Annotated in this window: 14 protein-coding genes and 3 tRNA genes; 8 read left to right on the top strand and 9 right to left on the bottom strand. The window is 71.8% G+C overall.

The window, feature by feature from the left end:
* Nucleotides 1–226 precede the first annotated feature (226 nt).
* Nucleotides 227–1,477 (top strand): phosphoribosylamine--glycine ligase, encoded by a 1,251-nt coding sequence (gene purD / locus ACFY2B_RS33890; RefSeq protein ID WP_376527625.1) that lies wholly within the window; start codon nt 227–229, stop codon nt 1,475–1,477.
* A gap of 1,259 nt (nt 1,478–2,736) precedes the next feature.
* Here the strand turns inward: purD and ACFY2B_RS33885 are convergent.
* Entirely contained in the window at nt 2,737–3,162 is a 426-nt protein-coding gene (locus ACFY2B_RS33885) for a hypothetical protein (protein WP_390766971.1), read from the bottom strand.
* A gap of 1,335 nt (nt 3,163–4,497) precedes the next feature.
* On the opposite strand from ACFY2B_RS33885, the gene ACFY2B_RS33880 reads away from it, so the two are divergent.
* Complete coding sequence (locus ACFY2B_RS33880) at nt 4,498–5,991, top strand: N,N-dimethylformamidase beta subunit family domain-containing protein (RefSeq protein WP_390766904.1); 1,494 nt, start codon at nt 4,498–4,500, stop codon at nt 5,989–5,991.
* A 281-nt stretch (nt 5,992–6,272) separates the two neighbouring features.
* On the top strand, nt 6,273–7,172 hold the full coding sequence (locus ACFY2B_RS33875) for a phosphoribosylaminoimidazolesuccinocarboxamide synthase (RefSeq protein WP_390766903.1): 900 nt from the start codon (nt 6,273–6,275) through the stop codon (nt 7,170–7,172).
* Between the two features lie 90 nt (nt 7,173–7,262).
* Here ACFY2B_RS33875 and ACFY2B_RS33870 read toward each other — a convergent pair.
* The 8 genes from ACFY2B_RS33870 to ACFY2B_RS33835 form a co-directional block, all read right to left on the bottom strand.
* Nucleotides 7,263–7,338: transfer RNA gene (locus tag ACFY2B_RS33870), tRNA-Gly, on the bottom strand.
* A 22-nt stretch (nt 7,339–7,360) separates the two neighbouring features.
* Complete coding sequence (locus ACFY2B_RS33865; protein WP_390766902.1) at nt 7,361–7,975, bottom strand: response regulator; 615 nt, start codon at nt 7,973–7,975, stop codon at nt 7,361–7,363.
* Nucleotides 7,972–9,327, bottom strand: a complete 1,356-nt coding sequence (locus ACFY2B_RS33860) for a sensor histidine kinase (protein ID WP_390766901.1) — start codon at nt 9,325–9,327, stop codon at nt 7,972–7,974. The genes ACFY2B_RS33865 and ACFY2B_RS33860 overlap by 4 nt, the downstream gene beginning before the upstream one ends.
* Before the next feature lie 113 nt (nt 9,328–9,440).
* Complete coding sequence (locus tag ACFY2B_RS33855) at nt 9,441–10,346, bottom strand: ABC transporter permease (protein WP_390766900.1); 906 nt, start codon at nt 10,344–10,346, stop codon at nt 9,441–9,443.
* Nucleotides 10,343–11,284: an ABC transporter ATP-binding protein gene (locus ACFY2B_RS33850; RefSeq protein WP_390766899.1), complete on the bottom strand. Its 942-nt coding sequence runs from the start codon at nt 11,282–11,284 to the stop codon at nt 10,343–10,345. Before ACFY2B_RS33850 ends, ACFY2B_RS33855 begins: the two co-directional genes overlap by 4 nt.
* Nucleotides 11,285–11,442: 158 nt before the next feature.
* A tRNA-Gly gene (locus ACFY2B_RS33845) sits at nt 11,443–11,515 on the bottom strand.
* A gap of 75 nt (nt 11,516–11,590) precedes the next feature.
* Nucleotides 11,591–11,662 (bottom strand) — tRNA-Gly (locus ACFY2B_RS33840).
* A gap of 123 nt (nt 11,663–11,785) precedes the next feature.
* Nucleotides 11,786–12,103 (bottom strand): Lsr2 family protein, encoded by a 318-nt coding sequence (locus ACFY2B_RS33835; RefSeq protein WP_121895231.1) that lies wholly within the window; start codon nt 12,101–12,103, stop codon nt 11,786–11,788.
* 310 nt (nt 12,104–12,413) lie between these two features.
* On the opposite strand from ACFY2B_RS33835, the gene purS reads away from it, so the two are divergent.
* From purS to ACFY2B_RS33810, 5 genes are all read left to right on the top strand, one after another.
* On the top strand, nt 12,414–12,686 hold the full coding sequence (gene purS / locus ACFY2B_RS33830) for a phosphoribosylformylglycinamidine synthase subunit PurS (RefSeq protein ID WP_093825677.1): 273 nt from the start codon (nt 12,414–12,416) through the stop codon (nt 12,684–12,686).
* Entirely contained in the window at nt 12,683–13,387 is a 705-nt protein-coding gene (gene purQ, locus ACFY2B_RS33825) for a phosphoribosylformylglycinamidine synthase subunit PurQ (protein WP_376527641.1), read from the top strand. The genes purS and purQ overlap by 4 nt, the downstream gene beginning before the upstream one ends.
* Entirely contained in the window at nt 13,384–15,642 is a 2,259-nt protein-coding gene (gene purL, locus ACFY2B_RS33820) for a phosphoribosylformylglycinamidine synthase subunit PurL (protein WP_390766898.1), read from the top strand. Before purQ ends, purL begins: the two co-directional genes overlap by 4 nt.
* Nucleotides 15,643–15,832: 190 nt before the next feature.
* A complete protein-coding gene (locus tag ACFY2B_RS33815; RefSeq protein ID WP_390766897.1) occupies nt 15,833–16,630 on the top strand; it encodes a sterol carrier family protein in 798 nt (265 codons plus the stop codon).
* A gap of 34 nt (nt 16,631–16,664) precedes the next feature.
* Nucleotides 16,665–17,636 (top strand): META domain-containing protein, encoded by a 972-nt coding sequence (locus tag ACFY2B_RS33810; protein WP_390766896.1) that lies wholly within the window; start codon nt 16,665–16,667, stop codon nt 17,634–17,636.
* The last annotated feature ends 31 nt before the right edge of the window (nt 17,637–17,667 follow it).

The following is a 17,667-nucleotide window of genomic DNA, read 5'->3' as shown; positions in this document are numbered from 1 at the left end:
GAGTGGAATGGGATGACGAGTAGAGCGGGGTGAACGGGGTGAACGGGTAGAGCGTGTGAGGTGAGTGGGGTGGGTGCGGGGACCAGGGCCCAACCGCAGAGGGCACCGGTCCGAAGAGGCAGGGTGCCGGGACGTATGCCCCTTTGGAGGTTCGCCTGACTCCGCCGTGCCCCAGTCCTCGGAAGCCCGCACAAGTCGGTTCCCCCGTGCCGGTTAGGCTGACCCCGTGAAGGTCCTCGTCATCGGTAGTGGCGCCCGCGAACACGCCCTGTGCCGTTCCCTGTCCCTCGACCCCGCCGTCACCGCGCTGCACTGCGCCCCCGGCAACGCCGGCATCGCCGAGGTCGCCGAGTTGCACCGGGTCGACGCCCTGGACGGCGCGGCCGTGTCCGCGCTGGCCACCGAGCTCGGCGCCGACCTCGTGGTCGTCGGCCCGGAGGCCCCGCTGGTCGCCGGGGTCGCCGACGCCGTGCGCGCCGTCGGCATCCCGGTGTTCGGCCCGTCCGCGGAGGCCGCCCGGATCGAAGGGTCCAAAGCCTTCGCCAAGGACGTGATGGCGGCGGCGGGGGTGCCCACCGCCCGTTCGTACGTCTGCACCAGCGCCGACGAGGCCGCCACGGCGCTCGACGCCTTCGGTGCGCCGTACGTCGTCAAGGACGACGGGCTGGCCGCGGGCAAGGGCGTCGTCGTCACCCGCGACCTCGACGCCGCGAAGGCGCACGCCGCCGTCTGCGAGCGCGTGGTGGTCGAGGAGTTCCTCGACGGTCCCGAGGTGTCCCTGTTCGCGATCACCGACGGCGAGACCGTCGTCCCGCTCCAGCCCGCGCAGGACTTCAAGCGCGCCCTGGACGGGGACGAAGGGCCGAACACCGGCGGGATGGGCGCGTACTCGCCGCTGCCGTGGGCCGATCCCAAGCTGGTGGATGAGGTCCTGCAGACCGTTCTGCAGCCGACCGTCGACGAGCTGCGCCGCCGCGGCACGCCCTTCTCCGGGCTGCTCTACGCCGGGCTCGCGATCACCTCGCGCGGTGTCCGGGTCATCGAGTTCAACGCCCGCTTCGGCGACCCCGAGACCCAGGTGGTGCTGGCCCGGCTGAAGACACCGCTGGCCGGCGTACTGCTCGCCGCCGCCCGGGGCACCCTCGACGATCTGGAGCCGCTGCGCTGGAGCGAGGACGCCGCGGTCACCGTGGTCGTCGCCTCGCACAACTATCCGGGCAGCCCGCGCACGGGCGACCCGATCACCGGCCTCGGCGAGGTGGCCGCCACGGACGCCCCGCAGGCGTACGTCCTGCACGCCGGGACCAGGCGCGACGGCGACGCGATCGTCAGCGCCGGTGGCCGGGTCCTGTCCGTCACGGCGACCGGTTCGGACCTGACCGAGGCCCGCGACCGTGCGTACGCGGCCGTCGCCCGCATCGGGCTGGACGGCTCCCAGCACCGCACGGACATCGCGGCGAAGGCGGCCGGAGTCTGAGAACCGCCGGTCGACGCAGCGGTCGACGCAGCGCAGGCCCCGGGCGGAAATCCGGGGCCTGATCTTTGCTGTCCGTCATTCACCTTTGACCAAAGCCATTCCATCGAGTGAGCGATGTTCCATCCGGCTGACGGGGGCCGGGGCCCCAACTAGGGTGCGGCGCAAGCGTTCCGGCACTTGGCCCACCGGCATTGCGATGTCAGTGGCGGGTGCCACAGTGGGGGAGTGAGCAAGGCCAGGAAAGCGCCAGGACAGTGAGGGGGTGACGTCCGGTCGTGACCGGTATGGGTGTGGAGGCGGGCGCGCAGGCCGCGCGCTCCCGGGCCATCGCCGTGCTGCGGGTGCGCGGCCGGGCGCTGGCCGTGGCGCTGCTGCCCGCGGCGGCGGCCGTGATCCTGTTGACCGGTGGCACCACCGGCCATCTCGTGGGTGGCGGCTGGGACACCGCGCGCGGTGTCGTGGCGGCGGTCGCCCTGCTGGTGCTGCTGGCCGCGGCGGTCGTCGCGATGGTCGTGGCCCGGGCCCGCCCCGCCGTGAGCCCGACGATCCCGATCTCCGAGGACTCCGCCCCGGATCTGTACCGGATGGTGCGCGACCTCGCCGACCGGCTGGACGTTCCGGCGCCGTCCGCCATAGCGCTCACCCCGGACTGCGACAGCTGGCTGGAGGACCGTACCCACCCGGCACACGGCCTGCCCGCGCCACGCGGCCGGGACGCACTGACGGCCCCGGCGCGGCGCCCGCACCGGCGTGCGCCGACCGCGCCCGTCCTCGTCATCGGCTCCCCGTTCCTGTGGTGGATGCGGGTCGGCGAACTGCGCGCGGTCCTCGCCCCGGTCATCGCCGGTACGGGACCTTCGGCGCACCCCGACATAGCGGCGGCCCGCCGTTTCGTCCGCGGTCTTGACGCGGCGGTGGCGGTGACCGCGGCGCCCGGCCGCGACCCGGTCTCCCGCACCGTGCTGGCGGGCGTCGGCTGGGTGGCCCGACTGCTGCTGCGCGGCTGCCGGGGGCACGCCGCGGAGATGGAGCGAGGGGTGGCGGCGGCTGCCGCCGAGCGGGCCCAGGCCGTGGACTACGGGCTGCGGATCGTCGCCCAGGAGCAGGTGGGGCTGGCGTACGCGGGCTGGGACCGGCTGCTGACCCGTGTCGCGCTCCCCGCCTGGCGGATGGGCCGCTGGCCGTCCCGGCTGGACGCGGGCGTCGTCGCGGCGCTCACCGAACTCTCCCGGCGCGACCGATTGGCCGAGGGCTACGCCTCACGTCTCGGTGAGCGCCCCGCCTGCGACCTGCTGGAGGAGCCCGGCACCGTGGACGAGGCCGCCTCGCTGCTCGCCGCCCGGCTCTTTCACGGCGGCCCGGCGGAGCGGGGACCCGACTGGTCCCCGGTCGACTGGCAGGAGTATCCGGAGGAGGTCGTCGACCGCAAGTGGCGCACGGACGCGGCCCGCCTCCACCGCGTCCTGGACTCCCTGGGCGTACGCCCGGCCCCGGACCTCACCGCCCGGTACCCGGAGGGCCCTACCCTGGCCCGCGTCCTCGACCACCTGTCGGCACCGCCGGACCAGCCCACCGATACCGGCATCGCCGATCACGACGTCCGCGCCGATCACGACGTCCGCGCCGATCACGACGTCCGCGCCGATCACGACGTCCGCGCCGATCACGACGTCCGCACCGGCCATGACGTCCATACCGATCACGACGTCCGCGCCGATCATGATGCCCCCGCCGGCCCCCGCAGCGCCGATCGCATCGACAGCGCCGGCCGATTCGACAACGTCTCCCGAATCGGTGCCACGGACCGCTCCGACCTCGGCTCCGACGACGGAGATCTCGGCAAGGCCGGAGACCTCGATCTCGGCCTCGATCTCGGTCTCGAACTCGACGGAGACTTCGGCGCCCACGCCGCCCCCGACACCGGACACCCGAGCCCCGGCGGCGGTCGGCCCACCCCCCGGCCTCAGCCGTCGGCGAGCGGGCCCGCCGCGGAGCCGGCCGGGCACGCCTCGGAAGCATCAGCAATATCGGAGACATCAGAGATATCGGAGACATCGGAGATGGCAGAGACATCAGGGGTGTCAGAGATGTCGGGGACATCGGAGGCAGTCGACGGGTATCTCTCGGGACGGGGTGCGGGTTCGGACATGGGTGGTGGCCGAGATGCGGGTGCCGACGTCGATGTCGATGCCGAGACCCGGCACGGCGCTGCGCTCGCCGCCCGGCTCAGCGCCGAGGTGGCCCGCGAGGAAGCCTCGGCGACGGCCCACGCCGCCGCGACCGGGCGGGCCGTCCCCGGCCAGGGCCCCGACACTGCCCTCTGGGACGGCGGCGCCCTGCCGCTGTTCCCGCTCCAGCCCCCGCGTTCCGCCCGCGAACTGCTCGCCGACCACGTGGCGGCGATGGTCTGCTGCGCCGCGGTGGACACCGCGGGTGCCGCCCCCGGTCTTGACTGGCTCGACGGTCCGTCCCTGATCCTCAACGGCGAGCGGGCCGTCGACCTGGGTTCCCGAGTGCTCAGCCTGACCGAGGACGGTGATCCGGCCCCGCTGCGCGCCTGGCTGGCCGAGTCAGGAATACGGCCGGAGAAGCCGGTACGGCTGGTCTGACGGGCCCCGCCGCCCTCGGCTTCCCGCCCTCGGCTTCCCGCCCCGCCAGGGGCTCGGCGCTCGACCTCCCGTGGGATTCCCGACCGCTCCCGGACGGCTGGGAACGGAACGGCGGTTGACAGCGGCGGGTCGTGGTTGAGGCCGTGAGCCGTGGGTGACGGCCGTGAGCCGCGGGCGGCGGTCGTCAGCTGCCCCGCACTTGCCCGTCGATGCTGGTAGACGCCCGTGGACAGCAGAAAAGGCGGCCAACCTACCGGAGTACTACGTTCCACTTTCGGTCAATTGGCAACGAATAGTGACTACGCGCGTGCAGAATGTGATGTGCTGGGACAGTTCGCGCACACGGCCGGGACAGGCGGTACACGGCAGCGCGGACGGCGCACCACGGGGGCACGAGGGAGGGGAGCGACCATGGGATCCGAACACATCCGCCGCTGGGAGTCCGGCGCACTCGCACACGCCGTCAGCGATCCCTTCGGGCAGGGCCCCGTTCCCTGGCTGCGGGGCAGCGAGACCTATTTCGACGACACGGGCCACGTCGTCCCCTGGTACGTGGACCCGATTCCGCAGCGGTCCGCCGACGGCAACAGCCGGATTCCGGCGCCGCGTTCGGCCGGCGGCCCCCGCTCGGCCGACGACGTGCACCGGCAGATCAAGGGCTTCACGTCGACCGGCGCGGCAGCGCCGGGCGAGGCCCTCGACTTCCACATCACGGTCGATCCGCCGCAGGAGTTCGGCGTCGACATCTACCGGATCGGCCACTACGGGGGCGACGGCGCCGCCAAGATCACCACCAGCCCGCGGCTCTCCGGCATCGTCCAGCCCCCGCCGCTGACCGCGGACCGTACGGTCTCCTGCCACCACTGGTGGCTGTCCTGGCGGTTGCAGATCCCGTCGTACTGGAGCATCGGCGCCTATGTCGCCGTCCTCACCACCGCCGACGGCTACCGCTCCCACGTGCCGTTCACGATCCGCGACAACCACCTCGCCGATCTGCTCCTGCTGCTGCCCGACGTCACCTGGCAGGCGTACAACCTCTACCCGGAGGACGGTCACACCGGCGCCAGCCTCTACCACGCCTGGGACGACGCGGGCCGGCTGCTCGGCGAGTCCGAGGCGGCGACCACGGTCTCCTTCGACCGCCCGTACGCGGGCGCGGGCCTGCCCCTGCACGTGGGCCACGCCTACGACTTCATCCGCTGGGCCGAGCGCTACGGCTACGACCTCGCCTACGCCGACGCCCGCGACCTGCACGCCGGCCGCATCGACCCCACCCGGTACCGGGGCCTGGTCTTCCCCGGCCACGACGAGTACTGGTCGACCAGCATGCGCCGCACCGTGGAACTGGCCCGGGAGAGCGGCACCTCGCTGGTCTTCCTGTCCGCCAACACCATGTACTGGCAGGTGGAGTTGGGCCCCGCCCCGACCGGCGTCCCGGACCGGCTGCTCACCTGCCGCAAGCGCAAGGGGCCGGGCCGGCCGGCGCTCTGGCGCGAGATCGACCGGCCCGAACAGCAGCTCGTCGGCATCCAGTACGCGGGCCGCGTCCCCGAACCCCGGCCCCTGGTCGTGCGCAACGCGAACCACTGGCTGTGGGAGGCCACGGGAGCGCACGAGGGCGACGAACTGGCCGGTCTGGTGGCGGGCGAGGCGGACCGCTACTTCCCGCGCACCCTGCTGCCCGAGCACGAGGAGCGCATCCTGCTCGCCCACTCGCCCTACACCGACAACGACGGCGCTCTGCGCCACCAGGAGACCTCGCTGTACCGGGCGCCCTCCGGCGCGATCGTCTTCGCGTCCGGCACGTTCGCCTGGTCCCCGGCCCTGGACCGCCCCGGCCATGTGGACAGCCGAGTCCAACGCGCGACGGCGAACCTGCTGGACCGCATCTGCAAGCGCGACTGACCACTTGCCCGCTGCCCGCCGTCCTTTATCCCCTGCTTCCCGTCCCCTGCCCCCGCCCCTGCTTCGCCTGCCCGTCACCGACTGCCCCGCAGGCCGACCCCCTTCGGCTGGTCTCCTACGACTGGTCTCCTAGGGCTGGTCTCCTAGGGCTGGTCGGCCTCCTGCGGCTGATCCCTTGCGGCTGATCCCCCGCGATTGATCCACACCGGCCGACCCCCTGTCGGTGGCTCCTGTCCGATACGGGACAATCGACCCATTGGACAGAACCACGGGGAGGAACCGTGTCCGGATTCGTTGAAAAGCCCGAACCGATCCAGGTTCCGGGCCTGGTGCATCTGCACACCGGAAAGGTGCGCGAGCTGTACCAGAACGAGGCGGGTGACCTCGTGATGGTCGCCAGTGACCGCATGTCCGCGTACGACTGGGTGTTGCAGACCGAGATCCCCGACAAGGGCCGGGTGCTCACCCAGCTCTCCCTCTGGTGGTTCGACCAGCTCGCCGATCTTCTTCCGAACCACGTGCTGAGCACGGAACTGCCCGCCGGCGCCCCCGCTGACTGGGCGGGCCGCACCCTCGTCTGCAAGTCCCTGCGGATGGTCCCGGTGGAGTGTGTGGCCCGCGGCTACCTCACGGGCTCGGGCCTGATCGAGTACGACGAGTCCCGGACCGTCTGCGGCCTCGCCCTGCCCGAGGGCCTGGTCGACGGCTCCGAACTGCCCGGCCCGATCTTCACCCCGGCCACCAAGGCCGAGGTCGGCGAGCACGACGAGAACGTCTCCTACGAGGAGGTCGCCCGCCAGGTCGGCGCGGAGACCGCGGCCCAGCTGCGCCAGGCCACCCTCGCCGTCTACGGCCGGGCCCGCGACATCGCCCGCGACCGCGGGATCATCCTCGCGGACACCAAGTTCGAGTTCGGCTTCGACGGGACCACCCTCGTCCTCGCCGACGAGGTCCTCACCCCGGACTCCTCCCGTTTCTGGCCCGCCGCGCAGTGGCACCCGGGCCGGCCGCAGCCGTCGTACGACAAGCAGTTCGTGCGTGACTGGCTGACCTCCGCCGCCTCCGGCTGGGACCGCAGGAGCGAGCAGCCTCCGCCGCCGCTGCCGGAGGAGATCGTGACGGCGACCCGGGCGAAGTACCTGGAGGCGTACGAGCATCTGACCGGCCTGAGCTGGTCGTAGGGCGCACAGCCCCGGCGGTGACGGGGCCCTGGTCGCGACTCTCGAACGACCACGAAGAAGCCCCCCGGCACCGGCCGGGGGGCTTCCTTCTGGAGCGGACGACGAGGCTCGAACTCGCGACCTCAACCTTGGCAAGGTTGCGCTCTACCAACTGAGCTACGTCCGCATGCGCCGTGGCGCGAGAGCAACTATACCCAACCTCGCTCCCGGGCGAGACGGACCGCCGCGTGCCGGTTGTCCGCGCCGAGTTTCGTCACAGCGGACGACAGGTAGTTCCGCACGGTCCCCTGGGACAGCGCGGCCCGTTCGGCGATCTCCGCCACCGGCGCCCCGTCCGCCGCCAGCTCCAGCACCTCGGCCTCCCGCGCGGTCAGCGGCGAGTCCCCGGCGGAGATTGCGTCGGCGGCCAACTCCGGGTCGACGTAGCGGTTTCCGGCGTGCACGGTACGGATGATCTCGGCGAGCCGCTGGGCGCTGACCGTCTTCGGGACGAAGCCGCGCACGCCCGCCGCGAGAGCCCGTTTCAGATGTCCGGGCCGGCCGTGCCCGGTGACGATCAGCACCTGGCACTCCGGCAGTTCGGTCCGCACGGATGTGGCGACCTTCACACCGTCGGCGCCCGGCATCTGCAGATCCAGGACGGCCACGTCCGGGCGGTGGGCGCGGGCCATCGCCAGCGCCTCGGGCCCGCTGGCCGCCTCCGCCACGACGAGGAGGTCCTCCTCCAGGGCGAGCAGCGCGGCCAGCGCGCCCCGGATGAGATGTTCGTCGTCGGCGAGCAGCAGCCGTACCGGGGAACTCATCGTCGTACTCCGCTCCCGGTCGTCACGCCGCTCTCCGCAGTCACGCCGCTCCCGGTCGTCACGCCGCTCTCCGCAGTCACGCCGCTCCCGGTCGTCACGCCGCTCTCAGGCGCCATACCGTACTCAGGCGTCCTGCCGCCTTTCTCACCCGCCAAGGGCACCTCCGCCACCAGCCGGAACCTGTCCTTCCCGACGGCGCCCGCCTCCAGCGTCCCGTCCACCGCGGCCAGCCGCTCCCGCAGCCCCGCGAGCCCGGAACCCCCGCTCCCGCTCCCGCTCCCGGTCCCGGACCGTCCGTCGTTCTCCACGGTCAGCACCACCCGTCCGGCACGCAGCCCCAGCTCCACACGGCACCGCCCGGCATTCCCGTGCCGCAGCACATTGGTGGTCGCCTCGCGCACCACCCAGCCCAGCGCCGACTGGACCTCGGCGGGCAGCCCCGCGGCCCCGCCCGTCACCTCGCAGTCGATCCCGGCCGCGGTCAACACGCCTTGGGCGCCGGTGAGTTCGACGGTGAGGTCGGCTTCCCGGTAGCCGCGTACGACCTCCCGGACCTCCCGCTGCGACTCCTGCGCGATGCGCTGCACCTCGATCATCTGCTCCACGGCCTCCGGCCGCTCGCGCCGGGCGAGCTGCACGGCCAGCTCGCCCTTGAGCGCGATCACCGAGAGGTTGCGCCCCAGGACGTCGTGCAGGTCCCGGCCGAACCGCAGCCTCTCCTCGGCGACGGCGAGCCGGGCGCGGGTCTCGCGGGCGTCGTCGAGTTCGTAGACCGCGTTGAGCAGCCAGACGGAGAAGACGCAGGCGAAGGAGTAGAGGCCGGAGCCGGCGAGGATCGCGAGGACGGTGATCAGCGTGGTGGGCGCGGGCATGCCCAGCGGGAAGGCGACCAGCCCGGCGCCGACCGCGAAGCCGGCCACGACCGCGAACACGCGCCGCCGGTTGCGTACCCCGAGCGCCACCATTCCGGCGCCGAAGCTCAGCACGCCGGCGAAGACCGTCCCCGTGGCCGCGTCGACCTCCCTGCCGCCGGGCCAGTACTCCTGGATGCCGAGCGCGGCCAGCGCGATCCCGAAGCTCACGGCGCCGTACGTCCATTGCAGCCGCGTCGGCTGCGGGCGTCGGCCGCGGGCCCAGTCCAGCGCGTGGGAGGCGGTGACGGCGCCGAGCACGGAGTGCACCAGCAGCAGGCCCGCGAGCCAGCCGGCGAGGGCCGGGTCCACGATCCCGAACAGCGGCAGTCCGAGTACAGCGAATTCCATCACCGAAAAGCCGTGGAACGACCAGCGGGTGTAGGTCTCCACCTTGGCCGGCGTGCTCTTGCGCCGCCACCAGCCGTTCCTCCTGCTCATCTCCTCGTCTCCTCATCTCGCTGCTCACCGGCCCGGCCGCGGCCCCGAGGCATCGGTGCCCGAGGCGTCGGCCCCCCGGGACGTCGGCGCCCCTGTCGTCGGTCGGTCCGCGGTCAGCGTCGCGGTTCCCAGCGGAACCACCGTCGTACAGCAAACACCGCCACCAGGACCCAGGCCAGCGCGAGGGCCAGGGTGCCCAGGGCCTGGGGCGCGTCCAGCTCGCCGGTCCAGCCGCCGCGGACCAGCCGGACGGCCGGGGAGAGCGGGAGGAGTTCGCAGACGGCGGCGACCCGGTCGGGCATCACGTCGGTGGGGATCACCACCCCCGAGCCGATCATGGATACGAAGATCAGCGGTAGCGCGGTGACCTGGGCGCTCTCCGCGGTCCTGGTGATGGCGGCGGTGAGGGCGCCGAGCGCGGCACACAGGACGAGGCCCGCCAGGACGCCGAGGACGGTGAGGTACACCGCCTTGGGCGCCCCGGTGTCGAGGAGCGCCGCGCAGCCCACGGACAGCACCAGCGCCTGTACGAGGCCGAGGCTCATGGCGGGCAGGGCCGTGCCGGTGAGGATCTCCGTGTCGCCGAGTTCGCCGGTCCGCAGGCGTTTGAGGACCAGTTCCTCACGGCGGGCGACGAACGCGCTCACCACGGAGGTGTACACGGCGAACAGGAAGGAGAAGCCGATCGCCGCGGTCAGCATGACCACGCCGATGCTCAGACCGTGCCCCTTGAGGTCCATCTCGCCGAGCGCGGGCCGCAGGCTGAACGGCAGCGCGAGCGGCACGAGCAGCGCCGTGACCATCGCGGTCCGGTTGCGGCCGAGGAGGGTGAACTCGGCGCGGGCGAGGGCGCGCAGCCGCCGGGCCGAGGGCCTGAGTGACGCGCGGCCGGGCCGGACGGGGGCGCTCGGCCGGTCCGCCGGGCCCGGGCGGACCTGTGTGGTCGTGCCGGCCCGCGTGCTCATGTCGGGTTGACCGGGCTGTGTGCTCATGTCGGGCTGTCCGGGTCGGGTGCTCATGCGGCTGCCTCCCGCTCCTGTGCGATGCCGAGGAACGCCTCTTCCAGGGATGCCGAGCGGACGTCGAGGCCGTGCAGTTCGACCTTGCTCCGCTCGGCCCACACCAGCAGTCCGGTGGCCGCGCGTTGCAACTGCCGGGTCTGCAACCGGACCGTCCGTCCGGTCACCTCGTGCCCGCACACCCCCAGCGCGTCGAGGGGCGGCAGGTCGCCGAGGAAGTAGCCCGTGGGCAGTTCGAACTCGATCCGGGAGGGCCGCTCGGCGGTCACCTCGGCCGGGGTCCCGGTGGTGGCGATGCGTCCTTCGTGCATGATCGCGAGCCGGTCGGCGAGGTGCTCCGCCTCCTCCAGGTAGTGCGTGGTCAGCAGCACGGTGGTGCCGGCGTCGCGCAGCGCGCGCACCAGCTCCCAGGTGTCCCGGCGGCCCTCGACGTCGAGACCGGTGGTCGGCTCGTCCAGGAACAGCACCTCGGGCTCGCCGAGCACGGCGAGGGCCAGGTCGAGACGGCGCCGTTCACCCCCGGACAACTGCTTGACCCGTACGTCGGCCTTCCCTTCCAGGCCGACCAGGGCCAGTGCCCCGGCCGCTCCCCGGCGCGCCCGGCTCGCGCAGTCCGCCCACAACCGGGCGGTCTCGGCGACGGTCAGTTCGGCGGGGAAGCCGCCCTCCTGGAGCATGATGCCGGTGCGCGGGCGTACGGCGGCCCGTTCCAGGTGGGGATCGTGGCCGAGGATCCGCACCCGGCCGTCGGCCGGTGCCGCGAGCCCTTCGAGTACCTCGACCGTCGATGTCTTGCCGGCTCCGTTGGTGCCCAGCAGCGCGAAGATCTCCCCGCGGGCCACGGAGAAGCTGATCCCGCGCACGGCTTCGAACCCGCCCCCGTAGACACGGCGGAGGTCGGTGACCTCAATCACGTGTTCGTGCTCGTTGTCGTCCATGACACCAGCGTCCCGGCAGACCGGTCCGGGCAGCAGTGCGTGATGTCATCGCTCGGCATGACAAATGTCAGGGCCCGCGGAGCGGTGCGCGCGGAACCGCCGACAATGACTGCGGACATGAAAAGACCCCGGTCCGGTGGACCGGGGTCTCATTCCCGAGCGGACGACGAGGCTCGAACTCGCGACCTCAACCTTGGCAAGGTTGCGCTCTACCAACTGAGCTACGTCCGCACTGCTCCCGATCGGCTCCCACCGATCGGTGCGGCACCAGCCTACCTGATCCTTTGGGACCGGATGGCGATGCAGAGCGGGTGACAGGAATTGCACACTGCGCCTTCCCCCTGGAAGGGGGATGTTCTACTACTGAACTACACCCGCACGACTGAGGTGGTTTCGGCCTTTCGGCCTTGCCCCTCGGCGTGCTCCAGACTCTAGCTGATCAGGAGGGGTGCAGCGCAAGTCGGTTGTGCCGAGGGGCGGATGACCGGGCGTCGGCCGCGCTCACTGCGCGGCGCTGAACGCCTCGTAGACCTTCTTGGGGATCCGGCCTCGCGCGGGCACGTCCATCTTGTTCGCCTGGGCCCAGGCGCGGACGGCCGCCGGATCGGGGGCGACCTCCGTCTGCCGGTACGCCTTGCCCGACCTGGACCGCTTGCGGCCGGCCGCCACGTACGGCTCCAGGGCCCTACGCAGTTTCTTGGCATTGGCTTGGTTCAGGTCGATCTCGTACGACTTGCCATCGAGTCCGAAGGCGATCGTTTCCGCCGCTTCCGAGCCGTCAATGTCGTCAAAGAGAGTGACCACGACCTTCTGCGCCACGAATATCGGTCCCTTCGTGCGGCACCTCATACAGCTCAGCTGTGATGACGTGCCGAGTATCGGCTATTGCCAATTCATTTGTACAGTGCCCGGCAATGAAATGTGAAGCCCGACTAAATCCTTCAGCGTGTCCGAGGACAATAGCTTGGGCGGGGCGGAGCGGGGATCTTTCCCGGAACTTTTCACAAGTGCCCCCCTTCGATGCGGGATCGTGATGGCAGTCACGTAGGTTCCTACAACTCTACCCGCGTAGAAATTTTGGGCCGGTAGTCTGAGGGAACCAGCTCAGCACCACACACCGGGAGTGCCAGTGGCACGCGTCGTAGTCGACGTCATGCTCAAGCCGGAGATCCTCGACCCCCAGGGCCAGGCGGTCCAGCGTGCGCTGCCGCGCCTGGGTTTCGAAGGCATCTCCGATGTACGTCAGGGAAAGCGATTCGAACTGGAAGTTGACGGGCCGGTCGACGAGGCCGTACTCGCCCGCATCCACGATCTTGCGGAATCCTTCCTCGCCAACACCGTGATCGAGGACTTCACCGTCAAGGTCGAAGAAGCGGCGGAAGTGGCGGAGGCCGCCAAGTGACCGCTCGTATTGGCGTCGTCACTTTCCCGGGCAGCCTCGACGACCAGGACACCCGGCGTGCGGTCCGCCTCGCGGGCGCCGAGCCGGTCGCCCTGTGGCACAAGGACAAGGACCTCAAGCAGGTCGACGCGGTGGTGCTGCCCGGCGGTTTCTCCTACGGCGACTACCTGCGGGCCGGCGCCATCTCCCGGTTCTCGCCGGTGATGGAGACCGTCATCGAACAGGCGAGGGCCGGGCTCCCGGTGCTCGGCATCTGCAACGGCTTCCAGATCCTCACCGAGGCCCACCTGCTGCCCGGCGCGATGCTCGGCAACAACCACCTCCACTTCGTCTGCCGCGAGCAGAAGCTGCGCGTGGAGAACGCCCGGACCGCCTGGACCGGCGACTACCGCGACGGCCAGGAGATCAGCATCCCGCTGAAGAACATGGACGGCCGGTACGTCGCCGACGAGTACACCCTCGACCAGCTGGAGGCCGAGGGCCGGGTCGCGTTCCGGTACGTGTCCGGCGGCGAGGCCGCCGACGGTTACGGCAACCCCAACGGTTCGCTCCGGGACATCGCCGGCGTCACCAACGAGGCCGGGAACGTCGTCGGCCTCATGCCGCACCCCGAGCACGCCGTGGAACCGCTGATCGGTACCGGCCGCACCGACGGCCTCCCGTTCTTCACCTCGATCCTCAAGAAGCTGGTGGCCGCATGAGCCGGACCCCTCTGGACACGGTCGAGCACGCGGCCGAGACCCCCGACGTCCAGCTGCCCTGGGCCGAACTCGGACTGAAGAAGGACGAGTACGAGCGGATCGTGGAGATCCTGGGCCGCCGTCCGACCGGCGCCGAACTCGCCATGTACTCGGTGATGTGGTCCGAGCACTGCTCGTACAAGAGCAGCAAGGTGCATCTGCGGCAGTTCGGCGAGAAGGCCCCCGAGTCCGACGCGCTCCTCGTCGGCATCGGGGAGAACGCCGGCGTCGTGGACGTCGGCCAGGGCTACGCCGTGACCTTCAAGGTCGAGTCGCACAACCACCCTTCGTACGTCGAGCCCTACCAGGGCGCGGCCACCGGCGTCGGCGGCATCGTCCGCGACATCATCGCGATGGGCGCCCGCCCGGTCGCGGTCGTCGACCCGCTGCGGTTCGGCGCGGCCGACCACCCCGACACCAAGCGGGTGCTGCCCGGCGTCGTCGCCGGCATCGGCGGCTACGGCAACTGCCTGGGCCTGCCCAACATCGGCGGCGAGGTCGTCTTCGACGCCTGCTACCAGGGCAACCCGCTGGTCAACGCCGGTGCCATCGGCGTGATGCGGCACGAGGACATCCACCTCGCGAAGGCGTCGGGCGCCGGCAACAAGGTCATCCTGTACGGGGCCAGGACCGGCGGCGACGGCATCGGCGGCGCCTCCATCCTGGCCTCCGAGACCTTCGACGACGCGAAGCCCTCCAAGCGGCCGGCCGTCCAGGTCGGCGACCCCTTCCAGGAGAAGCTGCTCATCGAGTGCACCCTGGAGGCGTTCCAGGAGAAGCTGGTGGTCGGCATCCAGGACCTGGGCGCCGCCGGCCTGTCCTGCGCCACCTCCGAGCTGGCCTCCAACGGCTCCGGCGGCATGCGCGTCACCCTGGACGACGTACCGCTGCGCGACTCCACGCTCTCGCCCGAGGAAATCCTCATGAGCGAGTCGCAGGAAAGGATGTGCGCGGTCGTCGAACCGGAGAAGGTCGACCGCTTCCTTGAGATCTGCGCCAAGTGGGACGTCATCGCCACCGTGATCGGCGAGGTCACCGACGGCGACCGGCTTGAGATCTACTGGCACGGCGGCAGGATCGTCGACGTCGACCCGCGCACGGTCGCGCACGAGGGCCCGGTCTACGAGCGCCCGTACGCGCGCCCGTCCTGGCAGGACGACCTCCAGGCGGACGACGCGAACAAGCTGCCCCGGCCGGTGACCGGCGAGGAGCTGCGGGAGCAGGTCCGCGCCCTGGTGGCCTCCCCGAACCAGGCGTCCAAGAGCTGGATCACCTCGCAGTACGACCACTTCGTGCAGGGCAACACGGTGCTCGCCCAGCCCGAGGACTCCGGCATGATCCGGGTCGACGAGGAGACCGGCCTCGGCGTCGCCATCGCCACCGACGGCAACGGCCGCTACGCCAAGCTCGACCCGTACACGGGTGCGCAGCTGGCGCTGGCGGAGGCGTACCGCAATGTGGCGGCGACCGGCGCGAAGCCCCTCGCGGTCTCCGACTGCCTGAACTTCGGCTCGCCCGAGGACCCGGCGGTGATGTGGCAGTTCGCCGAGGCGGTGCGCGGCCTCGCGGACGGCTGCCTCCAGCTGGGCACGCCGGTGACCGGCGGCAACGTCTCCCTCTACAACCAGACCGGCGAGGCGGCCATCCACCCCACGCCGGTGGTGGCGGTGCTGGGCGTCATCGACGACGTGGCCCGCCGCACGCCCGTCGCCTTCCAGGAGGAGGGCCAGCTGCTCTACCTCCTCGGCGACACCCGGGAGGAGTTCGGCGGCTCGGCCTGGTCCCAGGTGGTCCATGACCACCTCGGCGGTCTGCCGCCGGCCGTGGACCTGGAACGCGAGCGCCTGCTGGCCGAGATCCTGATCTCCGCCTCCCGCGACGGCATGATCGACTCCGCGCACGACCTGTCGGACGGCGGTCTGGTCCAGGCGGTCGTCGAGTCGGCGCTGCTCGGCGGCAAGGGCGCGCGGCTGGTCGTACCGGACGGCCTGGACGCCTTCACCTTCCTCTTCTCCGAGTCGGCGGGCCGCGCGGTCGTCGCCGTGCCGCGCTCCGAGGAGGTCCGCTTCAACGACATGTGCGGCGCCCGTGGTCTCCCCCTCGTCCGCATCGGCGTCGTGGACGGTGACGCGGTCGTGCTCCAGGGCGAGTTCGAGCTGACCCTGGCCGAACTGCGCGAGGCGCACGAGGGAACCATCCCGGCGCTGCTCGCCTAGCCACCACGGTCCGTACGCCGAGGCCCCGCCCGTTACGTTCCCGACGGGCGGGGCCTTCGCGTGGAGAACCTGACGGGCCGGACCACCGCGGGGCCGGGCCGGGGGCGAGGTCCGCCGCAGGTGCGCCGCTGCCCTGAAGGGACGCGGGGCCGTACCAGGCCACCCCGGCGGAGCGCCTAGGCTCACCGCCATGCCACCGGCCAAGAAGCGCACCCGGACCTACGACCCCGCCAGGACCCGCGCGGCGGTCCTCGCCCAGCTCGGCAATGTACGGGAGGCCGTCCGCACCCTCGGGCCCGAACAGCTCGCGCTCCCCACGCGGCTCGGCGACTGGACCGTGCGCGAACTCGTCGCGCACATCGGGATGGCGGTCACGGCCGTCGGGCGCTCGCTCGACCGGCCGGAGCCGCCGCGGCCACAGGGCACGGTCCTCGACTGGCCGTTCGCCACCTCCGCCAGTGCCGCCGCCATCGACGAGTTCACCCGGCGGCTCGCCGAGCGCCACCCCGACCTCGGCGCCTACCTCGCCGAGGTCGAGCAGAGCCTCGGCGCCCAGCTCGACGCCCACCCGGGCACCCGCGTCCTGGAGACCAATGCGGGCGCGCTGCCGCTCGCCGACTACCTGGTCACCCGTACCGTCGAACTCGTCGTCCACACCGACGACCTGAACGCCGCCGTGCCCGGCCTCGCGGTGCCGCAGGACCGGCAGGCCCTCGCCGCGGCCACTCGGCTGCTGGCCGACGCGCTCGCCGTGCGCGCGCCCGGCGGCTCCACCGAGGTGCGCATCCCGCCGTACGCCGTCGTGCAGTGCGTCGAAGGCCCCCGGCACACCCGCGGTACGCCGCCGAACGTCGTCGAGACCGACCCGCTCACCTGGATCAGGCTCGCCAGCGGGCGGCTGACCTGGGCGGACGCCCTGGCGGACGCGAAGGTCAGCGCGAGCGGGGAGCGCGCGGACCTCGGCGGGCTGCTGCCGCTGATGGCGTAGTGAACCGACGGCGCGGCTGCCGCGTCGAAGAACCATGGACAGGAACAGGCAGCGAACGACCCTCATGGCCGCCGTCGTCCTGCTGCCGCTCGCGGCCTGCGGCGGCGAGCGCGCGGACGGCGGTTCCGGCTCCGTACGGGAGGCCGTCACCGGCGTCCACTGGAACGTCGGCAGCGTCACCGTGGACGGTGCGACCCGGCGCGCCCCGGCCGGCACCTACGCCGAGTTCGGCGACGGCCGGATCCGGGGCAGCTACGGCTGCAACCAGTTCAGCGCCGCAGCCACCTTCGACGGCGACCGCCTCCGCGTCGGCGCCACCCAGACGACCATGATGGCCTGTACGAAGGACCCCCTGGACCCCCCGGACCCCAAGAACCCCACGGACCCTGTGGACTCCATCGACCCCATGGACCCCATCGACCCCATGGACCCCATGGACCCCATGGACTTCGAGCGGACACTCGCCCGCACCCTCGCCGACGACCCGCTCACCGCCCGGGTTGGCGGCGGCGAGCTGGTCCTCACCAGCCGGTCCGGGGACACCGTCCGGCTGACCGACGAGCCGGACGCCCCGTTGCGCGGTACGAAGTGGACGATCACGGCACTCGGCGCGGACGGCACCGCGGCTTCCCTGCCCCGGGGCGCCTCGGCCCACCTCGTCTTCAGCAGGGACAACGGATCCAGCACGGGCAACGGATCCAGCACGGGCCACGCATCCGGCACGGGCAACGGATCCGACAGGGACAACGGATCCGGCACGGGCCACGCAAAGGTCACCGGCCGTCTCGGCTGCAACAGCGTGTCCGCCGATGCCACGGTCCGCGACTCACATATCACTCTGGGCACTCCCCTCACCACCCGAATGATGTGCGACGCCTCACTCATGCATGTGGAAAGGAGCCTGCTGCGCTTCTTCGGCGGCTCGGCCGAGTACCGAATCGACCATCGCACTCTCACGCTGACCAGGGAAAACGGCGAAAGCTTCAGTGCGGTCGCGGAACCGTGACGGACGGCGGACCGATGCCGTCGCGGCATCA

This window comes from Streptomyces sp. NPDC001270 (assembly GCF_042896695.1).
Classification (GTDB): Bacteria; Actinomycetota; Actinomycetes; order Streptomycetales; family Streptomycetaceae; genus Streptomyces.
The sequence above is the reverse complement of the archived record's forward strand: the minus strand, read 5'-3'. Positions and strand labels throughout refer to the sequence as shown.